The following is a 20,673-nucleotide window of genomic DNA, read 5'->3' as shown; positions in this document are numbered from 1 at the left end:
GCTACCCCTTGAACTCCTTCGCCAGCAGGTAAAGCTCCACCGACTCGTCGCGCGAGGCCGGCGGCTTCACATGATGAACCGAGCGGAAATTCTGCTTGAGCCGCGAGAGCAGCTCGTTCTCGGCCCCGCCCTGAAAGGTCTTGGCGAGGAAATGGCCGCCGGGCTTCAAAACCTGCAGGGCGAAATCCGCCGCCACTTCGCACAAATGCATGGTGCGCAGATGATCGGTCCGGCGATGCCCGGTGGTGGGGGCAGCCATGTCCGACAGCACGACATCGGGCTGACCGCCGAGCGCCTCTGACAGCTTTTGCGGCGCGTCGTGATCGAGGAAATCCAACTGCAGGATGACAGCGCCCGGCACCGCGTCCATCTCAAGATAGTCGATGCCGACGACATGCGGGTTTTCCGCGCTCGATTTCGTGCGGGCCGCCGCCACCTGGCACCAGCCGCCGGGCGCGGCGCCGAGGTCGATCACCTTCATGCCGGGTCTCAAAAGATGATGCTTGTCGTCGATCTCGGTGAGCTTGTAGGCGGCGCGCGAACGGTACCCATCGGCCTTGGAGCGCTGCACATAAGGGTCGTTCATGTGCCGCTCGAGCCAGCGGCGCGAGGATTCCTTCAGGCCGCTCTTCTTCTTGATCCGGGTCTTCAACACGCGCATGCCGGCCGAGCCCGGCTTCTCTGGCTTCCTGCTCATTGTCGGCCGCGCCCGTCATGACGCCAGACGCCGTCATCGGCCATCAGTTCGCTCAATATGCCTTCGCGCAAGCCGCGGTCGGCGACCCGCAGCCGCTCCGACGGCCACACGCCGCGGATCGCTTCCAGGATGGCGCAGCCGGCAAGCACCAGGTCGGCGCGGTCGGCGCCGATGCAGGGATTGGCGACGCGCTGCTGGAAATCCCAGCCGATCAGTTTTTCCACCATGCGGTCGACGCTCTGACGGTCCATCCACAGCCCGTCGACGCGGCGGCGATCGTAGCGCTCGAGGTCGAGATGGACGCCGGCCAGCGTCGTCACCGTGCCGGAGGTGCCGAGCAGATGGAAATTCGGACTGGCGAGCACATGCGCGAGCCGGTCGCGCCCGTCGAAGGCTTTGAGCCGCACCGCAACGTCATCGACCATGGCGGCGAAGGTCTCGCGCGTCACCGTGCGACCGCCGAAACGTTCGGCGAGCGAGACGACACCCACGGGCAGCGACGTCCAGGAGACGATGTGGTTGGCAAGCTGCGGCGAGCGTTGGCCGCGCGTGAGGTCGATCAATGCGATCTCGGACGAGCCGCCGCCAATGTCGAACAGCACCACGCCGCGCGTTTCGCGCTCGACCAGCGAGCCGCAGCCAGAGACGGCCAGCCGGGCCTCGGTCTGGCGATCGATGATCTCCAGCTTCAGACCGGCCTCGCGCTCGACCCGTTCGAGGAAGTCGACGCCGTTTTCGGCCGAGCGGCAGGCCTCGGTGGCGATCAGCCTCGCCTTCCTGATCTTGCGGTTGCGCAGCTTGTCTCCGCAGACCTTCAACGCCTCGACGGCACGGTCCATGGCCGCCTGGCCGAGCCGCCCGCTGGCCGAAAGCCCCTCGCCCAGCCTGACAATGCGCGAGAACGCATCGATGACGCGGAACTGGCCGTGGCGGGCGGGCACCGCGACCAGCAGCCGGCAATTGTTGGTGCCGAGGTCGAGCGCTGCGAATACCGGCAGTTCCTGATGCGACGGGCGCGCGCCATTTGGAAGCGACGGTCGCGGCTGGGGGACGATCGGCGCGGGTTCAGGCGCAAGGCTGGCGGGAGCGGCGACGGGCCCCGGCGAGGGTATTCCGCCGTTCTCATCACGTGCGAAAACCTTGCGGCCTCGCCTGCGCTTGCGGCGCTTGCGCGTTTTGCCTTTCGGGTTCTCGCCTTGATTGTCGGCATGTCTTGCGTGCGCGCCCGCATGGCGGCTGAAACGCCCCGCGGGCGGGCCCGCCGGTACCGCCGGCGATGCCCCGGACACGCCCACTGCCGACGCGCCCGCGCCGGTATCGTGGTCTTCCACTTCAATTCCTTTCGGCGCCGCGCGAACCAGCAAGGACGCAGCAGGCACCTCGATTTGTTCAAGTTGAGAACAGACTAGCAGCGCGCTTTGCAATCACCAAGAGCGCATGGCCCGATTTTTGGCGCCGTCACGCAGGGGCCACCTCATGCCGGTTGAATAGCCGGCTTCAATCAGGCATGTCTCAATGAGACTTGGAACGGGTTTGGACGACATCATAGCAATGAGCTTAATCGCATGACGACGACGCCATGAACTGGACGCGCTATTTCTGGCCGGTCATCGGCGTAGCGGCCGTGGTGTTCTCGCTCTGGCTGCTCATCCATGAGTTGCGCGGCATCTCACTCGACGATGTTTGGGCCGGTATCGTCGCCATCCCCCCGCGCGCCTGGGTGCTGGCGGCGCTGAGCTCGGTCGTCGCCTATGCCTCCCTCGCCGGCTACGACCACATTGCGCTGCTCCATATCGGCAAGAAAGTTTCGTGGCTGTTCGTCACGCTCTGCTCCTTCACCACCTATGCGCTGTCGCACAATATCGGCGGCTCGGTGCTGTCTGGCGCGGTGATCCGCTACCGCGCCTATGGCACCCGGGGGCTGACCGGCCAGGATGTCGGCGTGCTGGTGGCGATCTGCTGGATCACCTTCGTGCTCTCCAGCCTGCTTGTCGGGGGTCTCGTGCTGGTGCTGGAGCCGGAGATCGTCGACCGTTTCACCACGACCCCGCACCACGAGTTGGCAACAGCCGCCGGCCTCGCCATGCTGATCCTGGTTGCGGTCTATGTGTTCTGCAGCTGGCTGCATCTGAGGCCGCTCAAGGTCGGCAGCTTCCAGCTGCATTACCCGGCACTGCCGATCGTGGCGCGGCAATTGCTGATCGGCCCGGTCGAGCTGCTCGCGGCGGCGGCCATCATCTACTTTGCCTTGCCGGCGGCCGGCAATCCCGGCTATTTCGTCGTGCTCGGCGTCTTCATGATATCCTTTTCGGTCGGGTTGCTGTCGCATGCGCCGGGCGCGCTCGGCGTCTTCGAGGTGGTCTTCCTGGCCGGACTGTCGCACATGGATCCGGTCGGCGTGCTCGCCGCACTCCTGGTGTTCCGCCTGTTCTACCTGATCATCCCGCTGCTGATCGGGCTCGGCGTGGTGCTGTTCTTCGAGCATTCGCAATACAGCCGCGGCGAAGGCTGAGCGTCCCCGTGCGGCCCGCGATCGAATGAGAAAAAGGCTGCGGTTGAACTGCGGCGCGGGGTTGACTATTTTCGGATGGCGGCTACAAGGCAGCGCTCGCGGCGCTTGAGCCGCCCGCTTCGCGCGATACCGACCGCGCCTGCTGGGGAATAGGTTAACGGTAGACCAGCGGACTCTGACTCCGTTAGTCCTGGTTCGAATCCAGGTTCCCCAGCCACTCTAAGTCCTTGGAATTGCAGCGTTTTTAGCTTCGCTCGGTTGATTTCGCTTGTTGCAGTGGCTTGCAACTAAAAGCCAATAAAAACAACAAGGGGCCACAGCGGCGCGCAACCCCCCTGCAACTGCTCATGCAACAAATGCAACGGTTCTCCGCCGAGTCCCCTCGCCCCGCATTGCCGCTTGCGAGCGTTAGTTAGCTGTGCATAAATGGACGGGTAGACAGAGGTCCCACAAGGGGACCGAAAATCATCTTGGCCCAGCTTTGAAGCTTAGGCCCGCGCCGAAAGCGCCTGACGCGAAACAACCGCGCCGCCTGTCTCAAATCCCATTTGCCGGAACCATGACGCCAGTCGGCGCTAGCCAGAGAGCCGACAAATGGCAGGAAACGGAACACATATCAAACAGGACGAAGATCACGACATCGTTTGGGGCACTCCAGCGATTGGCAAGGTGATCAATCGCGAACCGCGAGCGGTCGAATATCTCTGCAAACGCTACCCCGAGGAATTCCCCGTGAAGAAGGTGGTCGGAGGCTATGTCGCTAGCCGGAAAGCGCTGCTCGACTGGCTCACGAAGAAGGTGGCGGCGTGATGGAGCGGAAAAGAAAACGCCGGCCCCGCAAAAGGCCGGCGTCTCTGAAGAACATCTGCATCGTCAGCTTCAAACACCGCAATGCCGAAAGGCACCTCTCAGCAACGCTGCCCTATTCAAGAGAGCCAGCTCAACTGAAGCGTTGTTGAACAGAGGGCGGTAACCATTACCGCCCCCTCTAATGACCAAAGGGTGTTTCACGCGGAAATCGACCCTGGGACCACTCTCCCAAAGTACCCGCAAAACCTTGATGGTACAAGGGCTTAGGCCCTTGATGGACAAGGACTTAGGGTACATGTCACAATCCTCTGTAGACCTCGATGAATCTGAGCGCTTTGCTGAGCGTTTTCGCGGATACACTGCCGCCTATGGTCGCTACGTCATCCAGCGAGTGAATGAGAAGGGCAAGAGCGATGGCAAGGGGACGACAATCGAAGAGCCGGTGACGCAGGCGCTGTTTGATGACCATCTTGCCGGCATATCCTCTCTCGGCATCCTACCGCTTGATGCTGACAACAAGGTGAGCTGGGCTTGCATCGACATTGACGAGATCGGCATCGATCACAAGGAACTGATCAGGAAGATTGACGAGCTTCGCCTGCCACTGTTGGTCTGTCGTTCAAAGTCGGGCGGCGCGCATTGCTTCCTGTTCCTCGTCCAGCCGTCAGATGCGGACGTCGTTCGCCGATATCTCGTCGCCTGCGCGGCCGCGCTTGGCCACCCTGGGACCGAAGTCTTTCCCAAGCAGACGCAGCGCAAGGAGGGTGAAGTCGGCAATTGGCTCAACCTGCCCTACTTCTTCGAGTCGAAGACGACCCGCTTCGCTGTGGCGGATGACGGCGACGCACTGCCGCTAGTCGAGTTTCTGAACAAGGCGGATGCAACGGCGGTGGCGGTGGAGAGCCTCGTCGCTCCGCATGTCTCGGCTGAGCTAGTGCCGCTCAAACGGGGTGAGAAGTTCGTCCTCCCCGACATGATTCCTGAGGGTGGGACCATCTACGGCGGGCGCGACAACACCCTGTTCAAATATGGCTGTTCGCTTCGAGCCAAGGGGGCTGACGACGAAAAAGTCACTCTTGAGTTGCGGATGGTCAATGCAGAGAGATGCGACCCTCCGCTGCCGCGCAGCGATGTGGAGCGCATCACCAAGCAAGTCCTGAAACACGAGCAGGGCCATCCTATCCCCGAATGGGTCGAAGAGATGAATGAACGTCATGCTGTCGTGGCGGAGGCAGGCAAAGCGTTCGTCCTCAACCTTCGGGATTGGGACCCGGCGATGAAGCGGCGTGTCCTCACGTACAGCAGCTTTACCGACTTCAAGAACCTCTACTGCAACGCCTATGTCCAGCTTGGCGAAAAATACGCTGCCAAGGGCGCAGCGTGGCTTGCCCATCCGCAGCGCCGCCAATTCAACGGAACGACCTTCGCCCCCGGCGATGAGACGCCAGGCTGGTTCAACACGTGGCAGGGCTACTCCGTCGAGCCGATACAAGGCGACTGGTCGCTCCTGAAACGCCACATATTCGAGAACCTATGCGGCTCCAGCCATCTATTCTTGAACTATCTGCTTGGCTGGATGGCCTTTGCCGTGCAGCGCCCGCAGCAAGTCCCGGAAGTTGCGGTGGTGCTGATGGGAGGGCGCGGCACGGGCAAGGGCATCGTCGTCAATGCGCACGGAAGTCTGATGCGCGAGCATTACGTGTCTGTCTCAAACCCCGAGCATGTCAGCGGCAAATTCAACGCTCACCTCAAGGACACGGTCATCCTGTTCTTGGATGAAGCTTTCTGGGCCGGTGACAAGAAGGGTGAAGGCACTTTGAAGCGGCTAATCACCGACGAGTTCATTCCTGTCGAGAAGAAGCGGATCGATGTGGTCATGTCGAGGAACTATTGCCATGTCTGGGTCGCGTCTAACGAGCGATGGGCTGTTCCAAGTGGGCTGGACGAGCGGCGCTTCTTCGTCCTCGACGTATCCAAGGCGAAGCAGCAAGACCATGAATATTTCGGTGCCATAGCTAAGCAGTTGGACGACGGAGGGCGGTCAGCGATGCTCTACGACCTGCTGCATCTGGACCTGAGCAATTTCAATCCACGGCAAGCACCGATGACCCCCGCTCTGTTTAGGCAGAAGATTCATTCCATGGATAAGAAGACGGCGTGGTGGTTTGAATGCCTCTGGAATGGCGAGATCACGCTTAAGCGGGGTGACGACACAGATGAGGAAGGCGCTAGCGGGTGGAAGCGCGAGGTGGTGAAGGACAAGGTGTATCAAGCCTACCTCGAACACTCGGGCAACGCTGGCGCTAGGGCGCATCGAGGGACGCAGACCGAGCTTGGTATGTTCCTTAGTTCGATGCTTCCCGACGGATGGCCCAAGGACAAGCGCGTCGGAACGACGAAGTGGGCGGAGGACAACGACGGCCAGCGCCGACCGATACCGACAACTGCCCCCGGATACGAATTGCCCCGCCTTGAGGAATGCCGAGAGTGGTTTGACAGGGAGTCCAAACAGACGACTGACTGGCCGGAAATCTACGGCGTCGAAGACGAGGACATCCCGTTTTAGCGGTGGGCTACCGACCTTGTTTTTGTTCCAGTGCGAAAAAGCGAAAGGTCGGTAGTGAAAAGTCCCAGCAAATCCAGAGGGTTCAAGAAGCTGCTACCGACCTTACCGACCTTACCGACCTTTTGGGAGTGTTGCGCCAGCTGGGAGCCGCATGCTGCGCGCTTAACATTGCTGTAGGGTCGGCAAGGTCGGCTGAACCAAAATCTTCGCGCCGCATACGTTCCTCCCGGCAAGATGAAGATGCCATCATCTCGTGCTTTTTCTTGCCGCATGAAGCTCCGATGCAGCTGGGCTAAAGTTCCAATCGCACTAACGGAGTTGGGGTCCGTCCGTGTGATTTCAACCGTCGCTAAGCGATTCTAAGCATTGCTGAAAATAATGGCAAAAAGTTCTAGTTGCACTTCAGTTGCAGTGCGCCATACGCATTTACACTGCCAAGCAGGGCAGCAAACTAGTACGCAGATAGCTAAGCGACAGGACATGGACAGGGCTAAGAAAGCTATCAAGAAGCCTATGGCTCGCAGTGCCACGACGAACGGCAGGGACGTTTTGCCCAACGTTGACGGGCGAACAATCTGGGTGCGTCGCCTGTCGGATTTGATGGCGCTCATCATCCACGACTTGGGCGGTGAGGACGCCATTAGCGAAATGGAGCGCGGGCTTGTTCAGCGCGTCGCCACGCAGCAGGTGGCGATAGAGAAGCTTGAAGCGCAGTTCGCGCAGGAGGGCGCGGCGGACGACAAGCAGCTGGACCTGCACCAGCGCCTCAGCAACACGCTGCGACGCAATCAGGAAGCACTTGGGCTCAAGCGCCGAGCGAAAGACATCCTGCCGACGCTTGACCAGTACATGGCAGAGCAGAGCGGCGCATGAACATCCTTCAAGCATCCGCCGACCCCAACCTGTTCGCTCCGTGGTTCAGGAAGCGCGAGACATACGCGGCATGGTTCGCCTTCCTCGCCGCTCTGTTCGCACTGCCAATGGACGATGCCCAGCTCGCCCTGTACCGCGAGCACACCGGGAGAAGCGAGCCGCCCTCCTCGCCATCGGACGAAGCTTGGCTCATCGTTGGGCGGCGTGGTGGCAAGAGCTTCGCGATGGCCCTTATCGCCGTCTTCCTCGGGTGCTTCCGCTCCTATCGGGAATTCCTCGCACCGGGCGAACGGGCAACCATCTTTGTCATTGCCGCCGACAGGAAGCAGGCCCGCATCATCGTCAGATATGTGCGTGCAATGCTTGAGGGCATCCCCCTGCTGAGCAAGATGCTCGTCACCTCGAATGCGGAAAGCTTCGACCTGTCGAACAGCGTCACGATTGAGATAGGCACCGCCAGCTTTCGCTCCACCCGCGGATATACGTTCGCCGCTGTGCTGGGTGACGAAGTTGCGTTTTGGCGGACGAACGATGATTCCGCCAACCCCGACTTTGAAATCCTTGCCGCTGTTCGCCCTGGGCTAGCGACGATCCCGGGCAGTATGTTGATCTGCGCCAGTTCGCCATATGCCCGGAGGGGCGAGCTGTTCGCCGCCTTCAAGCGCTTCTGGGGCAAGGATCAGACGCCGCTCGTCTGGAGAGCATCAACCCGGGCGATGAATCCAACATTGCCGCAGCGCGTGGTTGATGAAGCAATGGAACGCGACGCTTCCAGCGCCAAAGCTGAATATTTGGCGGAATGGCGCGAGGACATTGAGGCCTTTGTCAGCCTTGACGTTGTGGAGCGCTGCATACGCACCGACCTGTCCGTGCGGAAGCCCGAAAAGGCGCGCTGTGGCAGCTACGTCGCGTTTGTGGATCCGTCAGGCGGCAGTTCTGACGCCATGACACTGGGTATCGCTCACCTTGATGGCGACATGGCGCTGCTGGACGCGCTGCTTGAGGAGCGGCCACCGTTCTCGCCCGACAGCGTGGTGAAGAAGTTCGCCGACTTCCTCAAGACATATGAAATCAGCAGCGTCGAGGGTGACCGATACGCTGGGGAGTGGCCGCGCGAAGCGTTCCGCAAGCAGGGGATTGAGTACAGGCTGGCGGATAAGTCGCGTTCCGAACTGTATCTCGACCTACTCCCTGCTCTGAACAACGGCAGCGTCGATCTTCTGGACAATCAACGGCTGGTCAATCAGCTCGTGAGCCTTGAGCGGCGCGTGGCGCGCGGGGGACGCGAAAGCATCGACCATCCACCTGGGGGACATGACGATCTCGCAAACGCGGCGGCAGGCGTCCTCAACATGGTGACGCGCCCGACTCTGCACACCGTCACCAAAACCAAAGTCATACCGATTTGAGAGCAACCATGCGAGCAGGCGACATCATTCGATCAAAGCGTGGGCACATCTGGATTATCGGCTATGCTGTCGAAGACGGTGCTTATGAGTGCCTTTGCAGCGGACGCCATTTGTTTCTGGTTCGAGACAATGGAACTGAATTGCTGTTCACGTTGCGCCCCGAATGCGACCTCAAGCGGGGGCATCGAAGCAACGACTTCGAAGTCGGCTACACGTCAGCGCGCTATCTGGACAGCAGCCTGACGCTCCTCAAGCAAGACGCGCTCTATTTCGCGATTCCCGCTCCGTGGCCGCCCCATCCGTTTGTTGAGACGGTAGACGGCAAGGCGTTGGCCAAAGCGCCAAGCGCCCTCGCTGAGCTGTTCGTTTTCTTGCAGCGCGATTGCGATGACGGCCGCATTGAAAATCTCACGTTGTGGCGCTGGCAATTCAGCTTGCTTGTGATGAGGGATCGCGAGGGCAAGCCACCCATCGATTTCGATTCTATCCAATCGCGCATAGCTCGGCCGGAGGAAGTCTGATGGCCGACCTCCAAATCGGCGATGTTGTCACTGTGGCGATAGGGCCGATGTGGACCACGTATGCGGTGAGTGGGTTCATCGAAGACCGGCAGCGCGTCAAGCTGGTCCGCAAAAACAGTTCAGGGACATACTCAAGTATCCTCAGTGATCCAAAACGGGTGCGACAGATTTCGAGACCGGCCTTCAAGTCCGGTGACAAAGTGCTGGTCGATGGTTTCAAGGGCGAGTTTATGAGCTTCGAACGAGGCGGCGACGTTGCGCGCGTCATGTTGGCACCACGCCGCAGACAGTTCACGGGCGTCGGCTTTATCGACATCAGCCACGCCGTTGTACGCCTGAACTATTGGATGCTGGTGATCGAAAATTCCAAACGTCTGATGGAGAAGTAACATGGCACTGAAAATTCCCGCCGACCTGAATGAAACTTTCGTCAACCGGCACGCGGAGATCGACCCGACGACTGGCGCCCCTGTCGCTGACCCCGTTTTTGATGGGCTGGCAAACGCGGTGAGGCTGGCGCGCGAGCAGGCAGGCATGCTTGCCAACTTGGAAAAAGCTGCGATGGCGGATAAAACGATGACGCCCGAAGCCAATGTGGTGCGCGTCGCCAGTGCTGCATCAAAAACCGGGGAGCGTGTCGCTGCGCAGCTGGACGTCGCGCGGACGCGGGCCATGGCGGAAATTGCCAACATCGAGAAGCGAACCAGTTCGCCACCGCCGCCAAAGGATAGCGTGGCGCTGTCCATCGAGAGCGACATCACGCGCGCGCTGGCGTCGATGGGCGACAAGGAACGCGCCGACGCTATCGCACAGGCGAAGGCCCAAGGCGACGAGACTGTCATCGCTGCCATCCTGCGCAGGCCTGCCATGGTTAGTGGCTTGGGTGAAGCGCAGCTGGAGGGCATCCGCCATGCCTACCGACAGCACTTCCACAGCGCCGACTACGCCCGCCTGCAACGCCTGCAACGAGCGGTGGAGGCGATGGAGAAGTCCGGCCGCCTGTTTGTTGGCATCATCAAGTCGGCCATGGACACGCCGTTCGCACGGCAGGCGGCAATCGCGGCGCGCGAGGCTGATGCCGCCGCTGCTCATGCAAGCGGAGCATGACCATGGCTAAAGCAATGAGACCGGTGCACGCACCAGACCCGAGCAACTACTATGTCCCGGTGCATTATCAGGAGGAGCTGTTGCGGTTGCCGCGACGCATCGCTGCAGACGCGCTGGATGGGATTCCGGAAGCCTATCGCGCCGCCTATCTTGAGGAGGACGACCCGAGCAAGGGCTTCAGGCTCTCGACCAGCGTTGCTGATGTCATTCGCGATGGTACGGCTGAGATTGCAGCACTTGAAGCACAGCTTGCCGAGCTGCCAGTAAAGCGTGAAGCGGCCATAGCGGCTGAGAAGCAGGCACGCAAACAGGAGAAGATCGACGCCACCTTGCATAGCACCTGCGAAGCGGCTGGTATCCCGGAAAAGCTAATCGAGGGCGCTATTGCGATCCTATCGGGAAACACGACGTTCGAGGTCGATGAGAGCTATGAGTTCGGCGGCGGCGTGGTTGTCGCGACGCGCGACGGCGTGCAGAACTCGGTCGAAGGGCTGGTGGAGAGCTTTCTGGACAGCGACGAGGGCGCGGGCTTCCGAGGGAAACGCCGCGCCCCTCCGTCTGATGGCTATTTCACTTCGCTTCTGGGGCGGCGCTGACGCTCGCACCCTTGCCAAACGTGCGGGCGGCCTTTGCCTTGGGCTTCTTGGCTTCGGCCACGCTGTAGTGCATCGCGCCATCACGCATCGTGCCGCTGATAGCGACACCGCTGCGCTTCACGTCGCCGATCAGCGAGTAGGCGGCCTGCCGGCTGATTGAAAGCTTTTCAGCGATAGCGGCGACGGACACGCCGCCCTCGCGCAGCATTTCCTCAACCTGGCTCTTCTTGGTGGGTGCCTTCTGGGCGATCTCTTTCTTCGTCTTGGGCATTGCTGTTCTCCTGTCTGGGTGCGTCCTTGTTCGGACGAAAACAGCAGTAGGACAACATTCCTAGTTGGTAGAGCGACTGGTAGTTGCCTGCTTCGAGACAAGCGAAAAAACCTGTCAAGCGGCGTCCCTGTGAACAGAAAAATCTTTTCTGTGAAAAGCGTGAATCAAGCGCTCGATTGGGGACACTGTTGCAGATAAGTGGAAATTCGCGAGGAACGGCGGTGTATATAGGGGGTCATCTTCAACCAGGGATTCGCCCCAAGATGACTTCTCTCCAGATCGCCTACCTCCTGATTGGCCTTTCCTACCTCCTCGCCGTGATGGCCCTGTACTCCTCCCACTAGGCCGCCCCACGCAGCAAGCATCGCGCCGCCCGCACACTTGGGGCGGCACGCATGCTTGTCGCGCTACAGGCGGCGGCTTTGGCCGAAGCAGCTTAGAAAAGAGCCGCCTCCGCTGCCGCAAGCTCAGCACTCGCATCGCCCTTTGGGAACAGATGGCCGTACACGTCGAGTGTCATGACGATGGACGAGTGGCCCAAGCGCTCCTGCACGAGCTTCGGCGCGAGCCCAAGCCCGTCGTCCTCTTTCGCGTTGATGCAGTAGCTCGCGAAGTAGTGGCGCAGCGCGTGGAGGCCTGAATACTTCGGCGCGAGGATAGGCTGGCCCTCAGCATCGACCTCGCCAGTGTCGATCGTCACGCCAGCGCTCATCTGGGCAGGGTGCCACCAGTCCTTGATGATATTGGAATGGTTCATCACGCCGCCCTTGTTCTTCCCCGCAATGCTCGGAAAGACGAAGACGCGCGAGGTGCAGGCAAGCTTCCATTCGCGAAGCTCGGCAATCGCCTTCGGCCCGATAGGTAAAGTGCGTTTGCCGCTGCTCGACTTTGGCGAGCCAATAGCGCCGTACGCGTCTGCACGCTGGGCCACCTCGATCTCGCCTTTCGTCAGATTGATCGCGTCCCAGATGAGGCCGCGCAATTCGCTTGCCCGCATGCCAGTGAGCGCAGCGACACGAAGGAAGACGCGCGGCCGACCAGCTTCGGCGGCTTCGATAATGCGCTTCACTTCCTCGGTGGTGGGAATATCGACGCCGACTTTGAGGCGCTTCTTATGTCGGCTGTCGCGCTTCGGCTTGCTGTCGCGCCCCATCTCCTTGACGGCGTTAAAGATGACCTTCCCCTGCTTCTGGGCGTTTGATAGCAGCGCCCCGAGGCTTACCCTCACCGCGCGCACCATTGGCTCGGAAAGGCCCTGCTCGCGTAGCTTGCGAAGGAAGTCGTAGACGAACGGCACTCCGATCTTGTTGAGCTTCGTCTTGCCGATGTTCGGATAGATATGGTTGTCCAGGTGCCCCTGGTACTGGTCACGCGTGCTGCGCTCTAGATCAGCGCATGCTTCCATCCATAGCCCACCGGCCTCTTTGACGGTGATGGAATCGATATCGGGGACATGCGTGTTCCCCTTTAGCTCCATCCGGATCTTCGCCTCAGCCTCCTTCGCCTCCTTCTTGGTGCGGTAGAGCATTTGGTGGCGCTTGCCGTTGCCATCGAAATAGTCGTGGCACCACTTATCCGTCCCCTTACGCTGCCGCACTGACATAGCTGTTTCTCCTGTGTCCTGGAGAAGCACACTAACGGATTTCACTGCAACTTTACAACGAAGAAGCGCCCGCAAGATGAACGGAGAGCGGATTCATCAACAAACGTCGACTATTGACGACTAGTCCCGTCTTTCAACTAACTGCAACTGAACTGCAACAGAATGGGCAAAAAGTAGAATAAAAACAACGGACTTGCACGGACTCTGACTCCGTTAGTCCTGGTTCGAATCCAGGTTCCCCAGCCAACGAAATATTCAAGCAGAACAATGCCTTAGATGAAAACATGGTCTCCGGACCGTGGTTACATCACATTTGCAACACGCTCTCACCTAAGTCCTTGTTTTCCGTGCATTGCAAAACATTCCCGCTCACTCCATGGAACACGGAATGGCCGTGATGTTCTCGGCACGTTCTTGAATTAGCAGGCACTAACGGGTCTGTGAGTCCTGTCACAGACGCTCCTGGCGCATCGGCCTAGCTTGTGCAGCGGTGAAGGGAGTGCCCTGATGCTTGTGAACCTTCCTATGCTTATGAACCTTCCTCTAGTCGTAGCTGGTCCCGTTGTCGATTGGTTTGGTCGCCGAGCCGATCAGAGGGCGCTATTGAAGGCAACTGACGATCTGAGCGACTCACCGGACGACATGCTCAGCGACATGGGGATTTCCCGCGACGACATCGAGACCGCGCGCTGGCGGTCCAGCCGGAGAGTGAGCTGACAGAAAGCCCGGAAGCCGGATGCTAGCCCTGCTCTGGTGCACATCGCCATCGCTCCCATGCGAAGCGCCCGCTGCGTTGCCGCAGCGAGCGCTCCAGTGGTCCCCGCATCCCTCGCAGCCAAGACGGTACGCCTCGGTAAGAGGGATCATAAGCGCGCCCTAGTTGAAGCGCTGCATATTCAGATTGCGTGACATTTCTGCCACTAGAGACAGGAAGGCCGGAGCCGGCATTCAACCGTAATGGAACTTCGGCTTTGGCTCGGTGCCCTTGAATTCAACGCCTACGCGATCACTCTTGCGCCATCGAACAACAGTCCTGTAGGCGATCCCATCAACTGGTACGCAAAGCAGGCATTTATGGTCTGGCCCGAGCCGTTTCACCAGTGCGGCAACGTCCAATACCGCCGACCGCCGGCAAGTGAGGCAATAGACAGAAAGACCCGTCCCGGCCTCCAGCTTTTGCCGAGTGTGTCTTCCGTGAAGGGAAATTTCATTGTCATGGCGATCCTCGCAAATTGGGGTCGCCGCACCGGTGAGGATTATTCCTGATCGCCAGGGCGATTGCCAAAGAGGTTCCGCGATCACACCATGTCCTTTTGAGGTAGAAATTAGCTATCTTGCATATGCGGCGGACCACTAGTCGCTAGGCCGGCGCCGGGCTCTCAGGCAATTCTCCCCCACGAGAAAAGGCGCCGGTCACCTTAGCCCGCCGCTGGGTGTGGGGGCACACCGAGCGCAGGGTCACGAGCGGGCCGATGATCAGGATCAGCAGCGCCAACACGATGAACGTGTAGGGCCGGCTGAGGGCAATGCGGACGAGTGCAATCATGAAACAATGCCTGAGGCAAACCAATGACGCGTGTAGGTCGCCTCAACCCTTCAGGTTTTCTTACTCACACCATTTGGCAACCGAACCTTTGCCTAGGCCGGTTCAGTGTAGATGCCGCCAGGCGAAAGGGCCTTGAGCTTGGTTGCGTCGTATGTGTCGTCAAACGCAACGTAGAAGGTTCCAGACAGGATCGTCGCGAAGCGGGAATCGAGGTGCGACAGCGGCATGACGTGTTTGTGCGGCTCAAGCCGCAGCACACGGCATGCAATCCAGGCTTCGTCGCATTCACATGGAGCACCGTACCGCTCTGGCCGTTGACCCGGGACATGCCGGTCGTCTCGGACGTGCTCGTGGTGATGGAGGGTTCCCGGGGCCTCGCAACAACGAGTGGCATTTGAGCGTCCGCTGCCTGGACTGCATTCATTCCCGCTGGCGACAGCAAGGCCATGGCGAACATCAGGTACCGGAAAGCCGACTTCATCGATCGCTCCTTGGTCGAAAGGCAACTCTTAGGGGAGCCGACCAACTCCCTATTCAACTTCCCTGGGCAAGCAGTGCCTTCTGCCTCCAGCCCGCAATCGAGGTCCGCTGCAGCGTGGGCCCGATCGCGCGTTCCCGACAGGCATCGATGTCTGCTCCATCGGTCGTCAGGCACGCAGCCCTGCTTCGCTGGTGGCGTTGAGAGCAGAGGCGTTCTGAACGAACCATCGCCCAAAAAGGTTGTACGCGTCCAATTTGGAAAACGCAGAAACACTCATCACCACGGTGAATAATGTGCGGCTTCAGGCTCAACCGGCTGGTCGGTCTTCCAAGCCAATATGCTGCAGAGGAACGCCACTCGCGTGCGCAGGGCGGCGAGCGGCCGATGGATCAGCAGCAGGAAAGGCTCTCTTCCGCTGCCGTCTTTCCCCCACACTCATCAAACTACCAGTTCCGGCTTCGCTGCGACCGGGCGCGTTCCTGCCGCTGGAGGATGAGCGGACGACTCCTAGCCGTTGAAGGCGGGCAACGGCTGCGAGACGGTGAGACTTGCGGAATATACCGGCCTGCCGGCTTCGTCATGAACGGCAACGGTCACAGTCTCATCCAAGTCGCTTGAGGCGATTTCGTCTGCAGCGATATCGTGAAGCGCCTTCAGCGCTTCTCGTCGCAGGTCGGTGAGATTGCCGAGGTCGACCCAAGCATCGCCGAGGCTTTGCCCATTTCGGAAGACTTCGAACAGATAGTTCGGCATGCATTATTGTGGGCCGCACGAGCTGCACCCGCATTCAAATTTGAGAGATGGGAAAGCATCCACCCCTCCGAGTGTGAACGTAGCCTTCCCTGGGGTGCGTTCAGGCGGGAAAACCCGCCTTTCTGAAGCCTGATGTGAAAAGCCCGAGCGCGACATGGTCGGCGAACGGGAGATTTGAAATCAGCCGGAGAGTCAGGTCGTGTTTCCTGGTCAGTGCCTCCTCGACTTCAGCGCGCGCCTTCTCCGTCTCGCCCAAATGTGCGTAAGACGCTGCGAGGAAAGCATGGACGAAGAATTGGTCGCCAGCCTTCTGATACGAAGCGACGGCTTCGGAGTACCTTCCAAGCAGGAACAGGGAGCTACCCTTCACCTCCCAGAACCACATCGGTGGTACCGGGTCGCGCAGGAGCGCTGTTTCGAGCACGTCGAGCGCCGTCTCGGCCCGTCCGCCGTAGTTGAGCCAGCTTGCGTAATCCCCCGCTATGTTCACGTCCAGCGGGTTCAACGAGCGCGCTCGCTCGAAATGCACTCCCGCATCGCTGTGTTGGCGCATGTGGGTAAGCACCAGCCCCATGCTCTGATGACAGACGCCATCGCTCCTGTCGAGAGCGAGCGCCGTTCGAGCGGCGTCCCAGGCCTTCTGTAGCGACCGCAGATCGTTGTCGTACCAAAATCTGCCGACGAGGGCCTGCGCCAGGAAGGCGTGACCTTGAGCGAATGCCGAATCGAGCTTGATACACTGCGCGAAGAGGGGCTCGGCCTTGTCCAGTTCATATCGGTAGAAGTGCGCGCGCCCCTGCAGGTAGTAGTCGTATGCGTCCCAATCGGTCGGACGCTTGCGTCTGCTGCGGCTCGCAGAATCGGCCTCGGCTTGGCCTTCGACCATCGAGGCGATAAGAGCCGCAACCTCGTCTTGCAATGCGAAGATGTCGTTGAGGGCCCGGTCGTACCGTTGGGCCCAAAGGTGGGTGCCGGTGGCGGCATCAATCAATTGTGTGGTGATCCGAATGCGATCACCGAGCTTTCGTATGCTGCCTGCGACGAGGTAGCGAACTCCGAGCTTGCGGTGGGCTTCGGCAGTGTCCAATGCGGGGTGACGGAACTGAAACGATGAATTGCGTGCGATGACGAGCAGGGAGCGGAACCTGGCCAGCTCCGTAATTATGTCCTCGGTTATGCCGTCGCTGAGATACTGCTGGTCCGGATCGCCGCCCGAGTTGACAAAGGGCAGCACCGCGATCGACGGCTTGCCGGGCGGTGGGATCGCTCCGTAGGACGCGCTCGCCACCGGCTCGACAGTCCCCGTGAAGCGGTACCCGAGGCGAGGCACTGTGGCGATCCACTCACCGCCGTTATCAGCCGGACCGAGTGCCTTTCTCAGCGTCGCGATTTGGACGGTAAGGTTGCCTTCCTCAACGGCGGTGCCCGGCCAGGCAGCGTCCATCAGCTCGGCCTTCGTCAGGATCTCACCGGGCCGTGCGGTAAGCGCAGCAAGCAGCGTCAGCCCACGATGCCCAACAGTGATCGGGATCTGGTCTTTAAGAAGCGTCCCCATGTCGGGATCGAGCACGAACGGACCGAAGGCGATGCGACACCGCTGCATTTGGGCATATTAGACGTTTGGAAGTTGTCGGAACAGGCACCCCCTAAATTCCCGGGCCAAACTCTCCATTCTTCCTAGGTGGTAGTGCTGAAAGACGTCGCGGGTCTCGTCGCCGTCTGGTGTTTGCGTCGGCACTTACGCTACTTGCTGCGGTCCAATCCCACCTTAAAAATGCAACGCAGCCCGGAGCGATCGTAGACCAGCTCAACCCCGCCCGTTCTTTCGCTGTCGAACACTCGCTGCAGGAGTTGCGTACCAAAGCCGTGTTTGCCAGGCACGACCGGCGGGCCGCCTTCCTCGCACCATTCCAGGACCAGAATTCGGCCCCCATCGACGTATTCCAACCGCCACGAGATCGAGACCGATCCGGTAGGATTGGAGAGCGCCCCATATTTGATGGCGTTCGTGGTAAGTTCATGAATGGCCAGCGCGAAGGAAAGCGCCACGTTCGAGCGCAACCAAACCGGCTCGCCTGTGAGATCGAACCGATCGAGAGAGGCATGCGGGTCGATCGAGGCGGCAATGAGCGTGCTGAGATCGGCACCGCTCCAATTCTCCCGGGTGAGGATATCATGCGCTTGTGCCAGCGAAACCAGCCGGGCCGAAAGCGCCTCCTTTGCGAGCGCGAGGCTGGTTGCGCTGCGCATGGTCTGGCTCGCGATTGCCTGAACTACGGCCAGCGTGTTCTTGACCCGGTGGTTTAGTTCATTGACCAACAGTTGGCGCTGCTCCTCACTCCGTTTGCGCTCGGAGATGTCGAGGCTGATCTGGACAGCGCCTATTACCGAGCCTGCCGCATCGCGGACGGGCCGCGCGCTAGAAAGCAGGTAACGTTGCACCCCGGATGGCAGCGTATAGGCGAATTCCTCACTGTCAGTTTCCTCGCCGCGCATGGCTCTGCTCAGCGGACGGTCTTCCCGGCTGATGGTCTGGCCGTCTTTGTACGCCAGCGTTTCGATCACCAAGTCGGGCGTCCCAAAGGATCTCCGGGACTCCGTCGATAGGCCCATCAGTTCCGCCGCGAACCGGTTGCGGATCACCTGTCGCGCTTGCGGATCATAGGTGAACCAGACCGCCACCGGCGCCGTATCCAGAACGGTTTCCAACTCGCGCGTGCGTTCCGCGATTGCACGGCCGGCTTTGATCATGGCTTGGGCAATCGTGTCGAACTCGGCGACAGACGTCGACATAGGTTTGACCTCGCTCCCTTTGCCGAGCGAATCGGCGCGCGCGGCGAGGTCGACTGTCGCCTTGGTGAAGGTTTTACCAACCACGTAGCCCAGAGTGAGCGAAAAAAGCAGCGCAGTTAGGCCTGTTGCGCCAATCTGTGCGAGAGACCACCAGAGAGGTGCCTGAACATCAGAAAGCGGAACATTGGCGGTGTAGAACCAGTCCGAATAGGGCGATCGATAGTACCCGGCCAGCAGCGTGGTGCCTTCGAAATTGCGAGATCGGAACGTACCGGAGCGGCCGACGACCTTTGCTAAATATTCCGGCAAACCGGGCTTGCCGGTCACCTCACCATGCAACTTGGACCTTGCAACGTAGTTGCCCTCACGATCACCGACAGCGACCGTCCACCCCGCTGGGACCGCGGGCAGCATAGCAAGGCGAATGCGTTCCGTCGGGACCGACATCGAAAGCAGCAACGACTGGCCTTTCGAGCCCGACACTTGTCTGGTGACCGCGATCCGGTATGCGTTCGATCGCGGCGCGGCGAACACGTTGCTGACCAGCACGCCAGCAAGATCCAGGTGCTCGCGCTCCTCGGGCGTCAGCGGTTCGGCCGAAGGCTCGGAGCCCTTGGCGGATTGAGTGCTTGCCAAGGCGCGGCCACCGAGATCACGCAGCGTGATTACCTGATCCGTACCCTGGACGAGGCGGCTCGCCTCGTTGCTAAAAGCCTGCAGATCATCATTGGCGAGAGCAGGCGACTTGGAGAGCCCTTCCAGAAGGGTCTTGAGATTGACGAGTTCGCCATCAACGACCAGCGACACCTGACGAGCAATCCAAAGCGCCTCCTGCTCGATACGAGACTGCTCATGCAGGGCGTAGGCAACGAACAGATAGGCAGCAAACAGCCAGACCGGCAACACGGCCGCTGCGATTAGTCCAAGCAGATGGGCTCGTACCGATCGACGAGGCAAATCTGTTTCCCTGTCTTCCCCAATACTGCAAGCTTAGCCGCAAGCTGGCGAACGACAAGCTTAGATTAACACTGCTGAACATGGCCAAGTTCGAAGGCCGCTTGGCGCCAGACAATGCGGCTAAGCGAAAATCACTGAGTTGCAAAGAGTCCCGCCCGAGGGGTGGACAGAGGAGCCACGCGGGAACCAGAGCTTGGTTTTGCCGTCATTTCCGGCTCGGCGGGCCAGCGTATCTCGTCGCCTTTCATTCGAGGGACGAAAAGGTGACGTACCCCTTCGCCGGCAAGACGGTACGCCTCCCTAGATGGATAATAAGCGCGCCCGAGCGCGGGGTCAGCCCGAGCGGTCTGCGCTACAGCGAACGCGATACCGTCGGGATGGCGGCAGACTGACAATTGCCGGCTTGGTCTTGCATGCGCCGCTGCGCTGAACCAACAGGAGTTTTCTGGATTGCTCGACCAGTCTGGAGCTCTTGGCAATCATCACTCGCGTCTGGTCGATCAGCTCTAGATAGCGCATCTCCTGCTGGCGGAGTTGGATCAGCAAGCGGCGACGATTTTCCCTCTTCATTGCCTTCATCAGATTCCCTTCTCATCATCCGACCGGCACCGACAAGCTTGAGCAGACTGCGGCCTTGCTGCATGTAAGCGGGCAAGAAACTCGCTGCATTAACCTTTGTGATTTGCGCCTCAAAACCACAACGGAACGACGCGGGGGATTTCGCGTTGTGGGCAATGCTTCTCCACGACCACATCAGCATGGCGCGGCGCCACGTCCGACAGGGCGAGCGGCACATCGCACGTCAGCACGAGCGGATTGCCTGCCTCAGAACCAGCAGGCTGCCGATCGAGGATGCATTGAGGCTCCTGAGCCTGTTGGAAGAGGTTCACGCATTGCAGCGGCAGCACCTGTCGCGACTGCTATCGAAATCGGCCGGTAAAGCAGTCTCGGAGCTTTCGGCCGAGACGCAAGTGGTGGCGGGCCGGAATGACGTGATTGCGATTCCCGAGCCCATTATCGGGCTCGGGCTGGAGCTGGAGCAAGCGCTTAAAGAAATCTTGAGCGAGTCGGCCGCCAAACCTTCCAAGGACAAACTTCACTAGCCAAGGCGGCTCTCTCGCTCCTCGGGAGTCCTACTGCAAAAAGCGGATCGCTTCAGCCCGCCTTCTCAAGAAAGC

General features: G+C 60.2%; 20 protein-coding genes, 1 tRNA gene and 1 pseudogene. 11 read left to right on the top strand and 11 right to left on the bottom strand.

From position 1 onward, the window contains the following. Position 1 precedes the first annotated feature (1 nt). Positions 2-697 carry an RlmE family RNA methyltransferase gene (locus tag EOA79_RS01510; RefSeq protein WP_067329957.1) on the bottom strand — a complete coding sequence of 232 codons (696 nt, stop codon included), beginning with the start codon at positions 695-697 and terminating at the stop codon, positions 2-4. Next, a complete protein-coding gene (locus EOA79_RS01505) occupies positions 694-2,028 on the bottom strand; it encodes a Ppx/GppA phosphatase family protein (protein ID WP_067329955.1) in 1,335 nt (444 codons plus the stop codon). The genes EOA79_RS01510 and EOA79_RS01505 overlap by 4 nt, the downstream gene beginning before the upstream one ends. 248 nt (positions 2,029-2,276) lie before the next feature. Here EOA79_RS01505 and EOA79_RS01500 point away from each other — a divergent pair, with 248 nt between their 5' ends. The 10 genes from EOA79_RS01500 to EOA79_RS01455 all read left to right on the top strand — a co-directional run bounded on the left by EOA79_RS01500 (position 2,277) and on the right by EOA79_RS01455 (position 11,091). Beyond that, positions 2,277-3,209 carry a YbhN family protein gene (locus EOA79_RS01500; protein WP_095824756.1) on the top strand — a complete coding sequence of 311 codons (933 nt, stop codon included), beginning with the start codon at positions 2,277-2,279 and terminating at the stop codon, positions 3,207-3,209. A gap of 143 nt (positions 3,210-3,352) precedes the next feature. Beyond that, positions 3,353-3,426: transfer RNA gene (locus EOA79_RS01495), tRNA-Gln, on the top strand. 377 nt (positions 3,427-3,803) lie between these two features. After that, positions 3,804-4,019 carry a hypothetical protein gene (locus EOA79_RS01490; RefSeq protein ID WP_128292725.1) on the top strand — a complete coding sequence of 72 codons (216 nt, stop codon included), beginning with the start codon at positions 3,804-3,806 and terminating at the stop codon, positions 4,017-4,019. A 274-nt stretch (positions 4,020-4,293) separates the two neighbouring features. Further along, positions 4,294-6,585 (top strand): DUF5906 domain-containing protein, encoded by a 2,292-nt coding sequence (locus tag EOA79_RS01485; RefSeq protein WP_245489831.1) that lies wholly within the window; start codon positions 4,294-4,296, stop codon positions 6,583-6,585. 600 nt (positions 6,586-7,185) lie between these two features. Then, positions 7,186-7,458, top strand: coding sequence for a hypothetical protein (locus tag EOA79_RS01480; protein ID WP_245489830.1), 273 nt, complete (start codon positions 7,186-7,188; stop codon positions 7,456-7,458). After that, a complete protein-coding gene (locus EOA79_RS01475) occupies positions 7,455-8,867 on the top strand; it encodes a hypothetical protein (protein ID WP_128292721.1) in 1,413 nt (470 codons plus the stop codon). The genes EOA79_RS01480 and EOA79_RS01475 overlap by 4 nt, the downstream gene beginning before the upstream one ends. A gap of 8 nt (positions 8,868-8,875) precedes the next feature. After that, complete coding sequence (locus tag EOA79_RS01470) at positions 8,876-9,388, top strand: hypothetical protein (RefSeq protein ID WP_128292719.1); 513 nt, start codon at positions 8,876-8,878, stop codon at positions 9,386-9,388. Continuing rightward, positions 9,388-9,777 (top strand): hypothetical protein, encoded by a 390-nt coding sequence (locus EOA79_RS01465; RefSeq protein ID WP_128292717.1) that lies wholly within the window; start codon positions 9,388-9,390, stop codon positions 9,775-9,777. Before EOA79_RS01470 ends, EOA79_RS01465 begins: the two co-directional genes overlap by 1 nt. Position 9,778: 1 nt before the next feature. After that, positions 9,779-10,495, top strand: a complete 717-nt coding sequence (locus tag EOA79_RS01460) for a hypothetical protein (RefSeq protein WP_128292715.1) — start codon at positions 9,779-9,781, stop codon at positions 10,493-10,495. A 2-nt stretch (positions 10,496-10,497) separates the two neighbouring features. Beyond that, the gene (locus tag EOA79_RS01455; RefSeq protein WP_128292713.1) at positions 10,498-11,091 is read left to right on the top strand and encodes a hypothetical protein; all 594 of its coding nucleotides are present in this window, start codon (positions 10,498-10,500) and stop codon (positions 11,089-11,091) included. On the opposite strand, the gene EOA79_RS01450 is transcribed toward EOA79_RS01455, so the two are convergent. The 9 genes and pseudogenes from EOA79_RS01450 to EOA79_RS01415 form a co-directional block, all read right to left on the bottom strand. Continuing rightward, entirely contained in the window at positions 11,066-11,362 is a 297-nt protein-coding gene (locus EOA79_RS01450) for an HTH domain-containing protein (protein ID WP_128292712.1), read from the bottom strand. The two genes, EOA79_RS01455 and EOA79_RS01450, sit on opposite strands and share 26 nt — an antisense overlap. A gap of 436 nt (positions 11,363-11,798) precedes the next feature. Then, positions 11,799-12,965 carry a site-specific integrase gene (locus tag EOA79_RS01445; protein ID WP_128292710.1) on the bottom strand — a complete coding sequence of 389 codons (1,167 nt, stop codon included), beginning with the start codon at positions 12,963-12,965 and terminating at the stop codon, positions 11,799-11,801. Positions 12,966-13,913: 948 nt separating this feature from the next. Further along, positions 13,914-14,033, bottom strand: a pseudogene (locus tag EOA79_RS33385) (PilZ domain-containing protein); the annotation flags it as partial. Between the two features lie 292 nt (positions 14,034-14,325). Then, complete coding sequence (locus EOA79_RS01435; protein WP_095824757.1) at positions 14,326-14,511, bottom strand: hypothetical protein; 186 nt, start codon at positions 14,509-14,511, stop codon at positions 14,326-14,328. A 92-nt stretch (positions 14,512-14,603) separates the two neighbouring features. Further along, positions 14,604-14,768 (bottom strand): hypothetical protein, encoded by a 165-nt coding sequence (locus EOA79_RS32565; RefSeq protein WP_164748366.1) that lies wholly within the window; start codon positions 14,766-14,768, stop codon positions 14,604-14,606. A gap of 731 nt (positions 14,769-15,499) precedes the next feature. Beyond that, positions 15,500-15,745 (bottom strand): hypothetical protein, encoded by a 246-nt coding sequence (locus tag EOA79_RS01430; RefSeq protein ID WP_067000612.1) that lies wholly within the window; start codon positions 15,743-15,745, stop codon positions 15,500-15,502. A 100-nt stretch (positions 15,746-15,845) separates the two neighbouring features. Further along, complete coding sequence (locus tag EOA79_RS01425; protein ID WP_245322382.1) at positions 15,846-17,315, bottom strand: winged helix-turn-helix domain-containing tetratricopeptide repeat protein; 1,470 nt, start codon at positions 17,313-17,315, stop codon at positions 15,846-15,848. 173 nt (positions 17,316-17,488) lie between these two features. Continuing rightward, entirely contained in the window at positions 17,489-19,444 is a 1,956-nt protein-coding gene (locus tag EOA79_RS01420) for an HWE histidine kinase domain-containing protein (protein WP_245489829.1), read from the bottom strand. Positions 19,445-19,828: 384 nt separating this feature from the next. Next, positions 19,829-20,074 (bottom strand): hypothetical protein, encoded by a 246-nt coding sequence (locus EOA79_RS01415; protein ID WP_095824759.1) that lies wholly within the window; start codon positions 20,072-20,074, stop codon positions 19,829-19,831. A 155-nt stretch (positions 20,075-20,229) separates the two neighbouring features. Between EOA79_RS01415 and EOA79_RS01410 the strand changes: the two genes are divergently transcribed. Next, the gene (locus EOA79_RS01410) at positions 20,230-20,598 is read left to right on the top strand and encodes a hypothetical protein (RefSeq protein WP_067329933.1); all 369 of its coding nucleotides are present in this window, start codon (positions 20,230-20,232) and stop codon (positions 20,596-20,598) included. The last annotated feature ends 75 nt before the right edge of the window (positions 20,599-20,673 follow it).

Source organism: Mesorhizobium sp. M1A.F.Ca.IN.020.03.2.1, assembly GCF_004023205.1.
Taxonomy (GTDB): domain Bacteria; phylum Pseudomonadota; class Alphaproteobacteria; order Rhizobiales; family Rhizobiaceae; genus Mesorhizobium.
This window is presented reverse-complemented; position numbering and strand designations above follow the sequence as displayed.